At 67.1% G+C, this 15,406-nt stretch carries 13 protein-coding genes and 1 pseudogene; 10 read left to right on the top strand and 4 right to left on the bottom strand.

Annotated elements, in window-relative coordinates:
* Positions 1-89: 89 nt before the first annotated feature.
* From pcaH to CVV68_RS09605, 8 genes are read left to right on the top strand one after another with little or no spacing between them, the layout of a single operon-like run.
* Positions 90-857 carry a protocatechuate 3,4-dioxygenase subunit beta gene (gene pcaH, locus CVV68_RS09640; protein WP_110500822.1) on the top strand — a complete coding sequence of 256 codons (768 nt, stop codon included), beginning with the start codon at positions 90-92 and terminating at the stop codon, positions 855-857.
* Positions 850-1,449 carry a protocatechuate 3,4-dioxygenase subunit alpha gene (gene pcaG, locus CVV68_RS09635; protein ID WP_110500790.1) on the top strand — a complete coding sequence of 200 codons (600 nt, stop codon included), beginning with the start codon at positions 850-852 and terminating at the stop codon, positions 1,447-1,449. The genes pcaH and pcaG overlap by 8 nt, the downstream gene beginning before the upstream one ends.
* Positions 1,446-2,906: a lyase family protein gene (locus CVV68_RS09630; protein ID WP_245933442.1), complete on the top strand. Its 1,461-nt coding sequence runs from the start codon at positions 1,446-1,448 to the stop codon at positions 2,904-2,906. Before pcaG ends, CVV68_RS09630 begins: the two co-directional genes overlap by 4 nt.
* Positions 2,899-4,260 carry a bifunctional 3-oxoadipate enol-lactonase/4-carboxymuconolactone decarboxylase PcaDC gene (pcaDC, locus tag CVV68_RS25075; RefSeq protein WP_110500789.1) on the top strand — a complete coding sequence of 454 codons (1,362 nt, stop codon included), beginning with the start codon at positions 2,899-2,901 and terminating at the stop codon, positions 4,258-4,260. The genes CVV68_RS09630 and pcaDC overlap by 8 nt, the downstream gene beginning before the upstream one ends.
* Positions 4,257-5,474 carry a thiolase family protein gene (locus tag CVV68_RS09620; RefSeq protein ID WP_110500788.1) on the top strand — a complete coding sequence of 406 codons (1,218 nt, stop codon included), beginning with the start codon at positions 4,257-4,259 and terminating at the stop codon, positions 5,472-5,474. Before pcaDC ends, CVV68_RS09620 begins: the two co-directional genes overlap by 4 nt.
* A 4-nt stretch (positions 5,475-5,478) precedes the next feature.
* A complete protein-coding gene (locus tag CVV68_RS09615) occupies positions 5,479-6,177 on the top strand; it encodes a 3-oxoacid CoA-transferase subunit A (protein WP_110500787.1) in 699 nt (232 codons plus the stop codon).
* Entirely contained in the window at positions 6,174-6,836 is a 663-nt protein-coding gene (locus CVV68_RS09610) for a 3-oxoacid CoA-transferase subunit B (RefSeq protein WP_110500786.1), read from the top strand. Before CVV68_RS09615 ends, CVV68_RS09610 begins: the two co-directional genes overlap by 4 nt.
* Positions 6,836-7,636, top strand: coding sequence for an IclR family transcriptional regulator domain-containing protein (locus tag CVV68_RS09605; RefSeq protein ID WP_438502627.1), 801 nt, complete (start codon positions 6,836-6,838; stop codon positions 7,634-7,636). Before CVV68_RS09610 ends, CVV68_RS09605 begins: the two co-directional genes overlap by 1 nt.
* Before the next feature lie 60 nt (positions 7,637-7,696).
* Here CVV68_RS09605 and treZ read toward each other — a convergent pair whose 3' ends face one another.
* The 3 genes from treZ to glgX are packed head-to-tail and all read right to left on the bottom strand — an operon-like array spanning position 7,697 to position 14,116.
* Positions 7,697-9,481 (bottom strand): malto-oligosyltrehalose trehalohydrolase, encoded by a 1,785-nt coding sequence (treZ, locus tag CVV68_RS09600; protein WP_110500784.1) that lies wholly within the window; start codon positions 9,479-9,481, stop codon positions 7,697-7,699.
* Positions 9,482-9,527: 46 nt separating this feature from the next.
* On the bottom strand, positions 9,528-11,879 hold the full coding sequence (gene treY / locus CVV68_RS09595) for a malto-oligosyltrehalose synthase (protein ID WP_110500783.1): 2,352 nt from the start codon (positions 11,877-11,879) through the stop codon (positions 9,528-9,530).
* Positions 11,876-14,116: a glycogen debranching protein GlgX gene (gene glgX, locus CVV68_RS09590; RefSeq protein WP_110500782.1), complete on the bottom strand. Its 2,241-nt coding sequence runs from the start codon at positions 14,114-14,116 to the stop codon at positions 11,876-11,878. Before glgX ends, treY begins: the two co-directional genes overlap by 4 nt.
* A gap of 404 nt (positions 14,117-14,520) precedes the next feature.
* Here glgX and CVV68_RS09585 point away from each other — a divergent pair.
* Positions 14,521-14,763, top strand: a pseudogene (locus CVV68_RS09585) (diacylglycerol/lipid kinase family protein); the annotation flags it as partial.
* A gap of 107 nt (positions 14,764-14,870) precedes the next feature.
* Here CVV68_RS09585 and CVV68_RS23845 read toward each other — a convergent pair.
* A complete protein-coding gene (locus tag CVV68_RS23845; protein ID WP_211320774.1) occupies positions 14,871-15,008 on the bottom strand; it encodes a hypothetical protein in 138 nt (45 codons plus the stop codon).
* On the opposite strand from CVV68_RS23845, the gene CVV68_RS09580 reads away from it, so the two are divergent.
* Entirely contained in the window at positions 14,995-15,336 is a 342-nt protein-coding gene (locus tag CVV68_RS09580; RefSeq protein WP_110500781.1) for a DUF1206 domain-containing protein, read from the top strand. The genes CVV68_RS23845 and CVV68_RS09580 overlap by 14 nt on opposite strands.
* Positions 15,337-15,406: the final 70 nt, after the last annotated feature.

Here is a 15,406-nt window from a genome sequence, read left to right as displayed (position 1 = left end):
AACCATCCCGGGCAGCAAGTGCCCCAACCCGTAACTCCAAGGAAGGAAAGGCCCCCGTGACCAACCCCCGGCAGAACACCCAACAGGAAATGAGCGCCGAGATCCAGGCCATCGCCTCCGGCTACCGCGACTCCGTGGCGGCCGGCGGCGCCGTCCTGACGCAGCCGAGCCTGGACTATGCCCCGTACCGGAGCAGCATCCTGCGCCACCCCACCAAGAACCTGCACCATGCGGACCCGGAAACCATCGAGCTCTTTTCGCCCGCGTTTGGCCACCAGGACGTCAGCCCCCTCGAAGCGGACCTGACGATTGTCCACCATGGGGAGCCGCAGGGCGAGCGGATCAAGGTTGCCGGAAAGGTACTGGACGGCGACGGCCGTCCGGTGGCAGGGCAGCTGGTGGAGATCTGGCAGGCCAACGCGGCCGGGCGCTACATCCACAAGCGGGACCAACACCCGGCCCCCATCGACCCGAACTTCACCGGCGTCGGCCGGTGCATCACCGGCTCGGACGGCTCCTATGCGTTCACCACCATCAAGCCCGGCGCGTACCCGTGGAAGAACCACCTCAACGCCTGGCGTCCGGCCCACATCCACTTCTCGCTCTTCGGAAACGAATTCACCCAGCGGATCATCACCCAGATGTACTTCCCCGGCGACCAGCTCTTTCCCTTGGATCCCATCTACCAGTCCATCGTCGACCAGGACGCAAGGGACCGGCTCGTGGCCACCTACAACCACGACCTCACCTCCCCGGAATGGTCGCTGGGCTACAACTGGGACATTGTCCTGACCGGGTCCAAGCGCACCTGGACGGAAAACGAAGCACTGGGCGAGGACGGCGAACACCATGAGTAAATTGACCCCCGCCCCCGGCCAGACGGTCGGCCCCTTCTTCGGCTACGCCCTGCCCTTTGCGAAGGACAACGAGCTTGCGACGCCCGGCAGCGCCGGCAGCATCCGCCTGCACGGCACGGTCGCCGACGGCGCCGGGGACCCCATCCCGGACGCCATCCTGGAAATCTGGCAGCCGGCCGCGGACGGGACCATCGTTGCCGAAACCGGGTCCCTGGTCCGGGACGGCTACACCTTCACCGGATGGGGCCGCGCATCCACCGGGGCCACCGGCAGGTACACCTTCACCACGGTCAACCCCGGCGCCACCCGCCGGGGAGTGGCACCCTTCATCGCCGTCGTCGTCTTTGCCCGCGGCCTCACCAACCGCCTGTTCACCCGCGCCTACCTGCCCGACGACGACGACGCCCTGGCCGCGGACCCGCTGCTGGCCTCCCTGCCCGGGGACCGGCGGAGCACGCTGATCGCCACCCGCGAACCCGACGGCGGACTGCGCTGGGACGTGCGGCTGCAAGGCGACGGCGAGACCGTCTTCCTGGATTTCGACGGCGGAGCCCTCGCCGGCGGCCGGGACGTTTCCGGGGAGCGCGCGTGAGCGCAGTGCCCGGCGACTTTGGCCTGCTCTCCCCCGTCACCGCCGATCCGCGCCGCCAGTCGGTGACGGGCGACGGCGCCGTCGTGGCGGCAGTGCTGGCAGTTGAAACCGCATGGGTGCAGGTCCTGGAATCCACCGGGCTGGCCCCGGCCGGCTCTGCCGCCACAATCCGGGAAGCGGCGAACGGGGAGGGTTTCCAGGCCGCCGGGCTCGCGGCCGCGGCACAGGGCGGAGGCAACCCCGTGATCCCCATCGTGGCGAAGCTGCGGTCCCTGGTTTCAGGGCGCAGCCCCGAGGCCGCAGCAGCCGTCCATGCGTCGCTGACCAGCCAGGACGTGCTGGACACGGCGCTGATGTTGCTTGCCTCCAACGCCGTGGCCATGCTGCGGGGGGACGTTGCCGGCGCCTCCGCGGCCATGGCCCGGCTGGCCCGCGCCCATGCTGGCACGCTCCAGCCCGCACGGACCCTGACCCAGCATTCCCTGCCGTCGACGTTTGGGTTGAAGGCGGCCCAGTGGTTCCACGGCCTGGCCGCCGCCGCGACGCGGCTGGACGCGATCACCTTCCCCGTGCAGTTTGGCGGCGCCGCAGGCACGCTCGCCGCCGGCACCGTCCTCGCTGCGAAGGCCGGCACGGATCCGTTCACCTTGGCTGATTCCCTCGCGGGGAACCTCGGCCTCGCCGCGGCACCGGCGCCGTGGCACACCAACCGGACCCAGGTAACGGCCCTCGGCGATGCCCTGGCGGCCCTCACGGACGCCGCCGGAAAAGTGGCCAACGACGTCCTGCTGCTCAGCCGCCCGGAATTTGGCGAGCTGGCCGAACCCAGGGCTGCCGGCCGCGGCGTTTCCTCGGCCATGCCGCAGAAGCAGAATCCCGTCCTGTCCATCCTGGTGCGCAGCGCCGCCCTGGCAGCCCCGCAACAGGCGGCGCAGCTGCACCTGGCCGCGGCCCTGTCCGTGGATGAGCGCCCCGACGGCGCCTGGCACACCGAATGGAACGCGCTGCGCACACTGCTGGAGCTGGCCGGGGGCGCCGCGGCGGCCCTGCACGAGCTGGCCGCGGGGCTGCAGGTCTTCCCGGACGCGATGCGCCGCAACCTGGCCATCAGCGGTCCGTTGCTCCTGAGCGAAGCGGCGGGCGCCGCCGTCGTGCCCCTCCTTGAGTCTCAAGGCGGGACGGCCAATCCCCGGAAAGGCGGGGTGGGCAATGCACCGGGTGGCGGCAAGGCCGCGTTCCAGGCCATCGTGGACCGGGCCCTGCAGGCCCAGGCAGGGACGCAGGGCACGGAGTTCGCCCGGCTGCTCCGGGCCGCGGTGCCCGAGACAGCACTTGCCGATGCCGAACTGGACCGGCTGCTGGACCCGGCCGGCTACCTGGGCGAGAACTCCAGGATTGTTGAGAGAATATTTGCCGCCTACCCGCAGTGGGTGCCGGAAGGAGGAGGCCATGAGTGACATAAGTGGAAACGGGGCCTCCGTGGAAAGGCGCGTGCCCGCCATCAAGGCGGTGCTGCTGTCGCCACAGCGCCAGCTGGGCAACCGGCCCCTGCTGGTGGTGGGCTGCTCCCTCGGGACCTCATCGGTGCTGTGGGAAAAAGTCGGCGTGCTGCTGGGCGCTGGTGTGGAAGGTGCCGGCGTGGACGTGGTGGCCTGGGACCTTCCCGGACACGGGATCTCCCCTGCCTCCGGGACGCCGTTCACGGTGGCAGGGCTGGCGGACGCCGTTGTCGGGCTCGTTGATTCGATCGCCCCCGGCGCCCGCTTCCACTACGCCGGCGTGTCCCTGGGTGGCGCCGTCGGCCTCCAGCTGGGAATTGACCACGGGGACCGCCTCCTCAGCCTGTCGGTGCAGTGCTCCGGTCCGAAGCTCGGCACGCCGGAGGCCTGGGCGGAGAGGGTCGAGACTGTCCGGACGCTGGGCACGCCCGTCATGATCCAGGGTTCGGCCCAGCGCTGGTTTGCCGAAGGCTCCATGGACCGGGACCCCACCCTGGCCAGCCGGCTTCTGCACGCCCTGCGCGACGCCGACCGCGTCAGCTACGCCCACTGCTGCGGGGCCCTGGCCGGCTTTGATGTCCGCGGCGAATTGGGCCGGATCACCGTTCCGCTGCTGGCCGTGGCCGGCGCCGAGGACACGGTGGCGACCCCGGAGCTGATGCAGGAAATGGTCGACGCCGTCAACGCAGGTGCAGCTCAACGCGCCGCCACGTCAAACGCTCCCGCAGATTCGAGGGCCAAAACCGTAACCCTCCCGCACGTTGCGCACCTGGCACCCGCCGAGGCGCCCGCCGAGGTAGCCCGGCTGCTCCGCGGCCTGATTGAGGACCCAGCCATGACCACAACGCCCGATCCGGACCGCCAGGGGGCCGTCCGCCCCGGAGCGACCACCCAGGAGGTGTACGACGCCGGTCTGGCAGTCCGCCGCGAAGTCCTCGGCGACGCCCATGTGGACCGGGCCACCGCGGCCATGGACGATTTCAGCGCCGATTTCCAGGACATGATCACCCGCATCGCCTGGGGCGGCATTTGGACCCGCCCCGGCCTGAGCCGGCAGATGCGCTCGGCCGTCACCATTACCGCCATGGTTTCCCACGGCCACTGGGAGGAACTGGCCATGCACCTCCGGGCGGCCCTGCGCAACGGACTGTCCCGGGACGAGATCAAGGAAATCCTCCTGCAAACCGCCATCTACTGCGGAGTGCCTTCCGCCAACACGGCCTTCAAGACGGCACAGCAGGTCTTCGCCGGGCTCGACGCCGAACCAGACGCCGGGCCCCACTCCCCCGAACAAAAGGACGAACTCCCATGAACCAGGCGTACCTGTACGACGCCGTCCGCACACCCTTTGGCAAGTTTGGTTCCGGCCTGGCCGGCATCCGCCCGGACGACCTGGCCGCGCACGTGGTGCGCGAGTCCGTGGCCCGGGCGCCGAAGCTTGAGGTGGAGCGGATCGACGAGGTGGTCTTTGGAAACGCCAACGGCGCCGGCGAGGAAAACCGGAACCTGGCACGCATGGCCACGCTGCTGGCGGGCCTGCCCACCTCCATTCCCGGCACCACCGTGAACCGGCTGTGCGGTTCCTCCCTTGATGCTGCGATCATCGCCTCGCGCCAGATCAACGTCGGGGACGCTGACCTGGTGCTGGTGGGCGGGGCGGAGTCGATGAGCCGGGCACCGTGGGTGCTGCCCAAGACAGAGCGGCCGTACCCGGCAGGGGACCTGGCCCTGTCCTCGAGCACACTGGGCTGGCGGCTCGTCAACCCGGCCATGCCCGGGGAGTGGACGGTATCCCTGGGCGAGGCCACCGAGCAGCTGCGCGCAAAACACGGCATCACCCGCGAACGCCAGGACCAATTCGCTGCCAACTCCCACCGGCTGGCCGACGCGGCCTGGACCAGCGGCTTCTACGACAACCTCACCACCGTGGTGCCCGGCACGGAGCTGCTGCGGGACGAGGGCATCCGCCCCGGCTCGACGGCGGAAAAACTGGCCGGGCTAAAGACGGTGTTCCGCACCGAGTCCGACGGGTCGGAGGGCGGCACAGTGACGGCCGCAAACGCCTCGCCCCTGTCCGACGGCGCGTCCGCGGCGTGGCTGGGCTCCGAGGCCGCGGCCGGGATACTGGGGCTGGATCCGCTGGCCCGGATCGCCGGGCGCGGAGCCAGCGGCGTCGACCCGCAGTTCTTTGGCTACGGGCCCGTCGAGGCCGCCAACCGGGCACTCGCAAAGGCGGGGATCGGCTGGGACCAGGTGGGCGCCGTCGAACTGAATGAGGCATTCGCCGCCCAGTCACTCGCCTGCATCGACGCCTGGGACATCGACCCGGAAATCGTGAACCAACACGGCGGCGCCATCGCCATGGGCCACCCGCTCGGTGCCTCCGGCACCCGGCTGCTGGGCACCCTGGCCCACAGCCTGCAGGCCAGCGGCGAACGCTGGGGCGTGGCCGCGATCTGCATCGGCGTGGGCCAGGGGCTGGCTGTCGTGCTGGAAAACGTCACCTCCTCCGAGAAGCAAGGCTAAGAACATGCCCACCATCGCACCCTCCGCGGCCGAGGCCGTCGCCGGCATCCGGGACAACTCCACCGTGCTCATCGGCGGTTTCGGCAACGCCGGCCAGCCCATGGAGCTCATCAACGCCCTTCTCGACGGCGGCGCCACGGGCCTGACCGTGGTCAACAACAACGCCGGGCAGGGCGATGCGGGCCTGGCCCTGCTCATCAAGGAACGCAGGGTCCGCAAGATCATCTGCTCATTCCCGCGGCAGTCCGACTCCTGGCACTTTGACGCCGCGTACCGGGCCGGGGAGATCGAACTGGAACTGGTCCCGCAGGGCAACCTGGCCGAACGGATCAGGGCCGCCGGGGCCGGGATTGGCGGCTTCTTCACGCCCACCGGTTACGGCACCATGCTCACCGAGGGCAGGGAAACCCGGATCATCGACGGCCGCGGCCACGTGTACGAGACCCCCATCCACGCCGACTACGCCCTCATCAAGGCGTTGACAGCGGACCGGGCCGGGAACCTGATCTACCGCAAGACCGCACGCAACTTCGGCCCCATCATGGCCGCCGCGGCAAAGGCCAGCATCGTGCAGGTCGGCAGCATTGTGGCCACCGGTGAACTGGATCCGGAAAACGTGGTCACCCCCGGCATCTACGTCACCACGATCGTGCAGATCAACGCCACAACGCCGGCAGCGGCAGAACATGGGGTCACACAATGAACACACAAGAAAAAGGCGCCCGGCTGGGCCGTGACGAACTGGCAGCCCTGGTGGCGTCCGACATCAAGGCGGGCTCCTACGTCAACCTCGGCATCGGCCAGCCCACCCTCGTCTCGAACTACCTGCGCCCGGAACAGTCCGTCACGCTGCACACCGAAAATGGCATGCTTGGCATGGGCCCGGAAGCGCACGGGGACGACATCGACGAGGACCTGATCAATGCTGGCAAGATCCCCGTCACGGAGCTGCCCGGGGCGTCCTATTTCCACCACGCCGATTCCTTCGCCATGATGCGCGGGGGCCACCTGGACGTCTGTGTCCTGGGCGCCTTCCAGGTTTCCGCGACCGGGGACCTCGCGAACTGGCACACCGGGGCACCGGACGCGATTCCCGCCGTCGGCGGCGCCATGGACCTGGCCACCGGCGCCAAGGAGGTCTACGTCATGATGAGCCTGTTCGCCAAGGACGGCTCCTCCAAACTGGTCGAAGCCTGCACCTACCCGCTCACCGGCGTCGGCTGCGTCACCCGCATCTACACCAACGACGCCGTCTTCCTCATCACCGCCGACGGCGTACGCGTGCGCGAAACCTTCGGCACCACGCTGGCGGAACTGCAGCAACGCATCCCCGTGCCCCTCCAAGCGGCCCCGCTGCGATGATGGACGCGCAGACCGCCCCGCCCGTCGCCAGCGACCAATATGTACAGTCGCTGGCCCGCGGTCTCTCCGTCATCCGGGCGTTCGACGCCGACCATCCGGCCATGACGCTGACCGAGGTGGCGCAACGCACGGAGCTAAGCCGGGCCACGTCCCGCCGCTTCCTGCACACGCTGGTGGAGCTGGGCTACGTCCGCACGGACGGCAGGAACTTCTCCCTGACCCCGTCGGTGCTGCAATTGGGGTATTCCTACCTGTCCGCACTGTCACTCCCCCAGCTGGCGCAGCCCCACCTGCAGGCGCTCTCCGCGCTGCTGGGGGAATCGACGTCGGCGGCCGTGCTCGACGGCGGCGACATCAGCTATGTCGCAAGGGTCGCCGCCCGGCGCATCATGAGCGTCGGCATCACCGTGGGCACCCGCTTCCCGGCCTACGCCACCTCCATGGGCCGGGTGCTGCTGGCCGGGCTGCCGGCAGCCGGGCTTGACAGGTATTTTGCCGCCCACGGGATCACGCCCATGACGCCGAAGGCCGTCGGGACCGAGCAGGAACTTCGCAAGATCCTGGACGGCGTGCGGGACCAGGGGTGGTGCCTGCTGGACCAGGAACTGGAGATCGGCCTGATGTCCATGGCGGCCCCTGTGTACGGCGCCGGCGGGGACGTCGCCGCCGCCGTCAATGTCTCCCTGCAGGCACAAAGCGTCAATGCCCGGGACGATCCCGGCGCGTTCCTGGCCACTGTGCGGGAGCAGCTGCTGCGCACCGCCGCCCTGGTCTCCGCCGACCTCGCCGCCGGAAGATAGCTGGTGCGCCGCGCAGGCGTTGTGCCTGCGCGGCGCAGGGCGAACGCCTGACGGCTTGATTTAAACCGCCAGAACCGCCGCGCTGTGGCCTGGCAGTTCCAGCCCGGCGGCAGGGCCACTTACGGCAAGGCAAACGTCGTCGCCGGTGGCAAGCAGCAGGGCCTTTCCGCCGATGGGGACCTGGCGCGCAACGGCCGAGAAGTTGAGCGCGATGCTGAGCCCGCCACGGTGCAGGACCAGCCATTTGTCCTGTTCACTGAATTCAACCGTCGTGTCGGCAAAACCGGCACCGCTCAGTTCGGGGTTTGCCCGGCGCAGGGAGATCAAGCGCCGGTAGAGCTCGAGCAATCGGGCATGGTCGCCGTCGTCGGCTTCCTTCCAATTCAACTTGGACCGCGTGAAAGTCCGGTCGTCCTGTGGGTCGGGCACAGTTGCCGGATCCCAGCCCATCTGTTCGAATTCCTTGATCCTGCCCGAGGCCGTTGCATCTCCGAGTTCCTCATCAGCGTAGGAGGTGAAGAACTGCCATGGGGTGCTCGCACCGAATTCCTCGCCCATGAACAGCATCGGCGTGAACGGGCACATCAGGGTGGCGACGGCGGCAAGGGCCAGCTGTCCGTAGCCCAATGTCTGCGACGGCCTGTCGCCGGCGGCACGGTTGCCGATCTGGTCATGGTTTTGGTTGCACACCACCAGGGCTGCCGGTCCCACCAGGGCAGGGTTGATCTGACGGCCATGGTGTCGGCCGCGGAAGCTGGAGTAGGTTCCGTCGTGGAAAAAGCCCTGTTGCAGGACCTTGGCCAGGGATCCCAGGGCAGTGAAGTCTTCATAATATCCGTCGGACTCGCCGCTGACGTTGGCGTGCACGGCGTGGTGGAAGTCGTCGCTCCACTGTCCGGCAAGTCCGTCTCCATTGACGTTCCGCCGGTAGATCAGCCGCGGGTCGTTGAGGTCCGATTCCGCGATCATCGACACCGGGCGGCCGGTTTCGGCGGAAACGGCATCGGCGAGGGCGCCGAATTCCTCGAGCAGCTGCATGGCACGGGAATCCTTGAACGCGTGGACGGCGTCAAGCCGAAGTCCGTCCACATGGTAGTCGCGCAACCACATGCCGGCGTTGTCGAGGATGTACTCCCGAACAGTGTCCGAGCCGGGTCCGTCAAGATTGACCGAGTCGCCCCACGTGTTGCCCTCCCCCGATTGGAGGTACGGCCCGAAACGGGGAAGGTAATTCCCGCTCGGGCCCAAGTGGTTGTACACCACGTCCTGAATGACGCCGATTCCCACCGCATGCGCGGCGTCGACGAACTTCTGGTAGGCAGCCGGTCCGCCATAGGCTTCGTGCACCGCATACCAGAGGACGCCGTCATACCCCCAGTTGTGTGTGCCGTCGAATCCGTTGACCGGCAGCAGTTCCACGAAGTCGATGCCCAGCTGGGACAGGTAGTCCAACTTTTCAATGGCGGCCCCGAGGGTGCCAACGGAGGTGAAGGTGCCCAGATGCAGCTCGTAAATGACTGCGCCAGCCAACTCGCGGCCCTTCCACTGAGTGTCCTTCCATGCGTGAACTGACGGGTCGAAAGTCCGCGACAGCTCGTGGACCCCATGGGGCTGCCGCCGCGAGCGGGGGTCCGGCAGGGGCGTGGTGTCCGCATCCAGCAGGTAGCCGTAATCGGTTTCCCCCTCGGCCGGCGCCCCGGCAGCCGTCCACCATCCCGAGTTGCCGGCCGCGCCGCCCGCGCGGCGGGTCATGGAATGCCTGCGGTCTCCGGCCACCAGCGTGACCGTGCCGGCCTCGGGCGCCCAGAGGTCAAAGCGTCCGCTCCCTGGTCCATGCAACGTCATTTCAACATTCCCTCGCCTTCCGTGGTTCGCAACTCGACATTTCCCGCTACTTCGGCCGTCCCCCGTCTCCACGCTTCCCCGCAGGCGCGAGGAGGGCCATGGGGTACTGATTCAGGATGTCACCCACCGCAGCTTCTCCCGGACCGAAGCTTTGGCCAGTCAACTCATCCGTCATTTCCGCGGCAAGGGAGATGGCGGTGTCCCGCCAGCCGCCGCCTTCCTCCAGACCGCGAGGCAGCCGGGTAACGAGCGTCAGGGCCCCCTCACCTGCCCTGCTGCCACGGCTAAACGCGAGCAGGTGCGCCGTGGCTGCGCCCGTCACCGCGACGGGCGCATAGCCGGTGAAGAGCCCGGGACGGTCGCGACGCAGCCGCAACGCCCGTGAGGTGACCAGCAATTTCGCCGCATCGGACCGGTACGACGACGGACCCTCACCGGAGTCGAGTGCCTGAAGTGAGCGCCGGCGGGCGGCGAAATTGACATCCCTGCGGTTGTCCGGATCCGTCAGCGACCGGTCCCAGAATTCGGTGCCCTGATACACATCCGGCACCCCTGGCATCGTCAGCTGCACGAGTTTCGCCGCCAGTGCGTTGGAGTCACCGTAGGGCTCCAGCAGGCAAACCAGGGATTCCAGTTCCGCACGGACCTCGTCGTTGTCGAAGGCAGCGTCGACGGCGGCGGCAACTTTCGCTTCAAAGCCAGGGTCCGGGTCGGTCCAGTTTGTCGAGTTGCCGGCTTCCCGTGCAGCCTTCCGCGCATAGGACTGCAGCCGTTCACGGTCCGCCGGCCATACCCCCGCGACAGACTGCCACAGGAGGTTGGCGAGCGGGCCGTCCGGAAGCGGCGCGAGTTCCTGCAGCCGGTCCAGGGTGCGCTCCCATTCCGGCGCCAGCTCGGCCAGCACGGAGATCCGGGCCCGGGTATCCTCGCTGCGCTTGGTGTCGTGGGTGCTCAGGGTCGTCATGGACAGTGGATTTTCGGCCTGTCGGCGGCCCATCCGCGCATGAAATTCGTGCGGCTCGATGGCGAACTCGGTCGGATCGGCCCCCACTTCTGTCAGGCTCCCCAGCCGCGTATAGCGGAAGAATGCGGTGTCCTCCACGCCCTTGGCCATCACCATGCCCGAGGTCTGCTGAAAGCGGCGGCCGAGCTCGCCCGCCTTATCAGTCCCGGTCTCCAGCAGGAGCGGGAGCAGCAGGTTCACGCCAGCCGCCAGCGTCGGGCGGCGGCGGACCGCCAGTGCGCACGCGCCGCGGAGTATCTCCCGCCCCTCGGGCAGATAGGTGCGGTAGACCGGGAACGCGGCAATGATTTCGGAAAGCGCCTCGGCGGATTCTTCCAGGCCGAGGCCTGCACCGGCAGGCACCAGGCGGGCCATGCGCAGCACCTCCGAGTGCAGGATCCCGTCAGTGATCCGGCGCTTGGTGTCGTGGATCATCCCGCCATAGTTGGGCACGCCGCCGCGCAGCTTAGCGTCCAAGGCATCGAGCCCCGCCCGGCCGTCGGCGTCGACAAAGACCCGATCCACATCCGCGAGAGCGTCGTAGCCGGTGGTTCCGTCGCAGTCGAACGCGGCAGGGAGGGACTCCCCCGGCTCGAGGATCTTCTCGATCAGCAGGTAGCGCCCGCCCGTGGCCGCGCGCAGCCTGCGCAGATAGCTTTCCGGGTAGGCCAGACCGTCGGGGTGGTCGATCCGCAGTCCGTCAATCAGGCCCTCCCTGAACCATCGGAGGATCTCGGCGTGGGCCTCGTCAAAAACTTCGGGGACCTCCACCCGGATTCCGGCGAGTGAATTGACGGCGAAGAAACGTCGATAGTTCAGCTCGTTGTCGGCGCGGCGCCAGCCGATCAGTTCGTAGTGCTGCCGGTTGTGAACCTGGCGCGGGTCGTCACCGTCGGCGTAGCTGCCCGGTGCGAGCGGGAAGCGGTGCTCGTAGTAGCACAGCGCTCCGTCCTTGATCTCAAGGACGTCGATGTCGGAGTCCTCACCCAGGATCGGGATCCGGACGCGGCCGTTGCCCGCATCCCAATCAACATCGAATGCCTGGGCATGGGGGGACTCCCTGCCGTTCTCCAGGAGCGACCACCACCAGCGATTTTGGGATGGAGTGGCCACCCCCACGTGGTTGGGAACGATGTCGACGAGAATCCCAAGCCCAGCTTCGCGGGCTGCCCTGGAAACGGCCAGAAGTCCCTCAGGTCCTCCGCGCTCCGGATCGACGGCGGATGGGTCTGTGACATCGTAGCCGTGGGCGGAACCCCGTTCGGCAGTGAGGATGGGTGAAAGGTAGAGCCAGTCGACGCCGAGCGACTTCAAATAGGGCACGGTCCCGGCTGCGTCCAGAAGGGTGAAGTCCGGCCGGATCTGCAGCCGATAGGTGGAGGCAGGGGTTCTCACGACGGGACCCCGGCGGTTCCGGCCGCTGCCCCCGCCCGCTGAGCCTCAACGTCGGCAGCCCCGGTCTCGTCGGTCTCCTCCGTCGCCATGGCGGCCAGCGATGCGGCGGCCGAGTAGTCCACCGAGGTCTCCGGACCCGACGACGCACGCAGCACGACGAGGGACTTGGACTCCAGTTTCACTACGGATCCGGCCTTGAGCGGTATGGTGTCGCCGCGGTCCGCGGTGTCCACCATGATTTCCCAGAAGGGCGAATATTCCTCGCTCGGGAGCTGGAAGTCCACACTGTCGCCATGGGCATTGAAGCCCATGAGAAAGCTGTCGTCAGTGATCCGCCGGCCCCGGGCGTCCTGTTCCCGGATGCCGTCCCCGTTGTAGTACACACCAATGGTCCGGCCAAAACCGCTGTCCCAATCCTCGGGAAGCATTTCCGTTCCGTCGGGTTTGAGCCAAACGATGTCCGGAAGCTTCTCGCCTTCGCCGCGGCGTACGGGGCGGCCGTCGAAGAAGCGGCTCCGCCGGAACGTGGGATGGTCGTGGCGCAGCTTGTTGACGACGGCGGTGAACTCCAGGAGAGGTTGGTCCCTGGCCTCCCAATGCACCCAGCTGAGCTCGGAATCCTGGCAGTAGGAGTTGTTGTTGCCTTGCTGGGTGCGGCCGAGCTCGTCGCCATGCAGGAGCATTGGAACTCCCTGCGAGAGCAGGAGCGTGGCGATGAAGTTGCGTTGTTGGCGGGCACGCAGGGTCAGGACGGCGTCGTCGTCGGACTCGCCCTCCGCACCGCAGTTCCAGGAGCGGTTGTGCGACTCGCCATCGCTGTTGTCCTCACCGTTGGCTTCATTGTGCTTTTCGTTGTACGAGACGAGATCGCGCAGCGTGAAACCGTCGTGGGCGGTAACGAAATTGATGGATGCCACCGGGCGCCGGCTGGAACTTTCGTAGAGGTCCGCGGAGCCCGTCAGCCGCGAGGCGAATTCACCGAGCGTGGACGGCTCACCACGCCAAAAGTCACGGACGGTGTCACGGTATTTGCCGTTCCATTCACTCCACTGCGGCGGGAAGTTGCCCACCTGGTAACCGCCCGGGCCCACGTCCCACGGCTCGGCAATGAGCTTGACCTGGGAGACGACTGGGTCCTGCTGGACCATTTCGAAGAAGGTGGAGAGCTTGTCGACGTCGTAAAACTCGCGGGCCAACGTGGAGGCGAGGTCGAACCGGAAGCCGTCCACATGCATGTCCGTGACCCAGTACCGCAGCGAATCCATGATCAGTTGCAGGGAATGGGGGTGCCGGACGTTGAGTGAATTCCCGGTTCCTGTGTAGTCCGTGTAGTGCTTCAGGTCGTCATCGACCAGACGGTAGTAGGCCGCATTGTCGATGCCCTTGAATGACAAGGTGGGGCCCAGGTGGTTGCCTTCGGCCGTGTGGTTGTACACCACGTCAAGGATGACTTCGATGCCTGCCCGGTGCAGGTCCCGGACCATGGCCTTGAACTCCTGGACCTGGTGTCCGGAGTCGCCGGCGGAGCTGTAGGTGTTCTGCGGCGCGAAGAAGCCAATGGTGTTGTATCCCCAGTAGTTGTTCAGGCCCTTCTCCGCGAGTGTGCCGTCGTTGACGAACTGGTGGACGGGCATGAGCTCCACTGCCGTGATTCCGAGCTTTTTGAAGTGCTCGATCACGGCAGGGTGGGCGATGCCGGCATACGATCCGCGCTGCTCTTCCGGGACCTCCGGGTGCAGCTCGGTCATGCCTTTGACGTGGGCCTCGTAGATGACGGTTTCGTGGTAGGGAATGTGCAGCTGGCGGTCCCCGTCCCAGTCAAAGAAGGGGTTTATGACCACGCTGTACATCGTGTGCGGAGCCGAGTCGGTGTCATTGCGGGAGTCCGGATCGCCGAAGTCATAGGAGAAAAGTGCGGGGTCCCAGTCAATTTGTCCGTGAATGGACTTGGCGTACGGGTCAAGGAGAAGTTTGTTGGCATTGAACCGTTGGCCATTTTCGGGTTCGTAGGCTCCGTGAACGCGGTAACCATATTTCTGCCCCGGCTGGACCTGGGGCAGATAGCAGTGCCAAATGTACCCGTCCACTTCAGTCACCTCGATGCGCGTTTCCGAAAGGTCATCCGCCAGGAGGCAAAGTTCAACGCTTTCCGCCCGCTCGCTGAACAAGGCAAAGTTCGTTCCGGTTCCGTCAAAGGATGCCCCCAGGGGGTAGGCACTTCCGGGCCAAATTTCCATGTGTCCTCCTGGAGGCATTTCTTATGATGGCACTGCACGGCACTCACCGTCGGTGTCGGCTGTGCCCGGCATGCTGGGTGACGCTAAGCATACTCACCGGAGGGACGGCGTTTTGCCGCATCCGGAGATGACGGTCGGCGTGTCGGCCTACAATCCCAATATGGAAGGCCACATGGGGACCCAGCGCCTTGCAGTCGAGGAACCCAAATTCTGCGGTCCAACTTTAATGCCGCAGTTCAGCGCATGTTCTGGCGCGTGGAGGAGAGGATCAACGGTTGCCGCCTTCCTTATACGTTGCCGTGGACCGGCCGTCATCCGATGCCGCGGCTGCTTGCTGGCGATCTACCCGCGCCTGCCGTTGCGCCGGAGCGCGTCACCACTCCCGCAGGCGGCCAGCCACGCGGATGGGCACGCCCCGCGTCCGTCCGGGTTACTATTCGGTACAGCTCGACATTTCCCAGACTGCAAAGGAGGCCCTCGCAGCCGGGACCGACGTCGTCATCGCTGCCGGCGGGGACGGGACCGTCCGTTGTGTCGCTGGAGTCCTCGCCGGCACGGACACCCCCATGGGTTTGGTGCCGTTGGGAACAGGCAACCTTCTGGCCCGCAACCTCGGAATTGACGTCCTGGATCCCCTGGGCGCCCTCATGGGCATCGACACCGCAAGAACCGTTGTCCTCCCCGGCGAACGCATCCATGGCGCGCACTCACGCACCTGCTGATGGAATACATCGCCCTCCACCACAGCGGGGAATCAGACCAGTCCGGTGCGTTTGCCCAGCTGACGAAGCTGCCCGGCGGGATGGTCGTCGACCACCACGCGCCAGGCCAGCGGAACCCTTTTCCACCTTCCCGACGGGCAGGCACTGCTCATCGTCGTGGGAACCGTCACGGCCGGCATTGGCGGCTACTTCATCTACAAGGGCGCCAGGCAAAAGTTCCGCGACGACATCGCCCTGCCTGCCAGCGGTTCGGAACTGGCCGTCGTCGTGCTGGCGATGACGGGATATATCGCCAAGGGCATTGCCATCCTCAGGCTTGGCATCGTGTTCGTCGTCGCGGCCGTCAGGGTCGACCCGCAGGATGCCTCCGGTCTTGACGGCGCGCTAAAAGCCCTCACCGCGCTGCCCTTCGGGGAGGCAATCCTGCTCCTCATTGGCGTGGGGCTATCAGCGTACGGACTGTACAGCTTCGCCCGGGCCCGCCTGGCCCGGCTCTGACCAGCCGGGCGGTGGCAGACCGGAAAGCTGGGAAGCCGGCCATGGTGAGGGTTGGGTGCAACTGCGACCC

Origin of the sequence: Arthrobacter livingstonensis, assembly GCF_003219815.1 — a bacterium.
GTDB lineage: Bacteria > Actinomycetota > Actinomycetes > Actinomycetales > Micrococcaceae > Specibacter > Specibacter livingstonensis.
Note: the sequence above shows the minus strand (reverse complement) of the source record. Positions and strands in the feature narration are given on the sequence as shown.

Coding starts and splice junctions, on each gene's coding strand:
- CVV68_RS09620 (WP_110500788.1), top strand. CDS start 4,257: ATGAACCAGGCGTACCTGTACGACGCCGTCCGCACACCCTTTGGCAAG.
- treZ (WP_110500784.1), bottom strand. CDS start 9,481: ATGACGTTGCATGGACCAGGGAGCGGACGCTTTGACCTCTGGGCGCCC.
- pcaDC (WP_110500789.1), top strand. CDS start 2,899: ATGAGTGACATAAGTGGAAACGGGGCCTCCGTGGAAAGGCGCGTGCCC.
- pcaG (WP_110500790.1), top strand. CDS start 850: ATGAGTAAATTGACCCCCGCCCCCGGCCAGACGGTCGGCCCCTTCTTC.
- CVV68_RS09610 (WP_110500786.1), top strand. CDS start 6,174: ATGAACACACAAGAAAAAGGCGCCCGGCTGGGCCGTGACGAACTGGCA.
- pcaH (WP_110500822.1), top strand. CDS start 90: ATGAGCGCCGAGATCCAGGCCATCGCCTCCGGCTACCGCGACTCCGTG.
- CVV68_RS09605 (WP_438502627.1), top strand. CDS start 6,836: ATGGACGCGCAGACCGCCCCGCCCGTCGCCAGCGACCAATATGTACAG.
- glgX (WP_110500782.1), bottom strand. CDS start 14,116: ATGGAAATTTGGCCCGGAAGTGCCTACCCCCTGGGGGCATCCTTTGAC.
- CVV68_RS09615 (WP_110500787.1), top strand. CDS start 5,479: ATGCCCACCATCGCACCCTCCGCGGCCGAGGCCGTCGCCGGCATCCGG.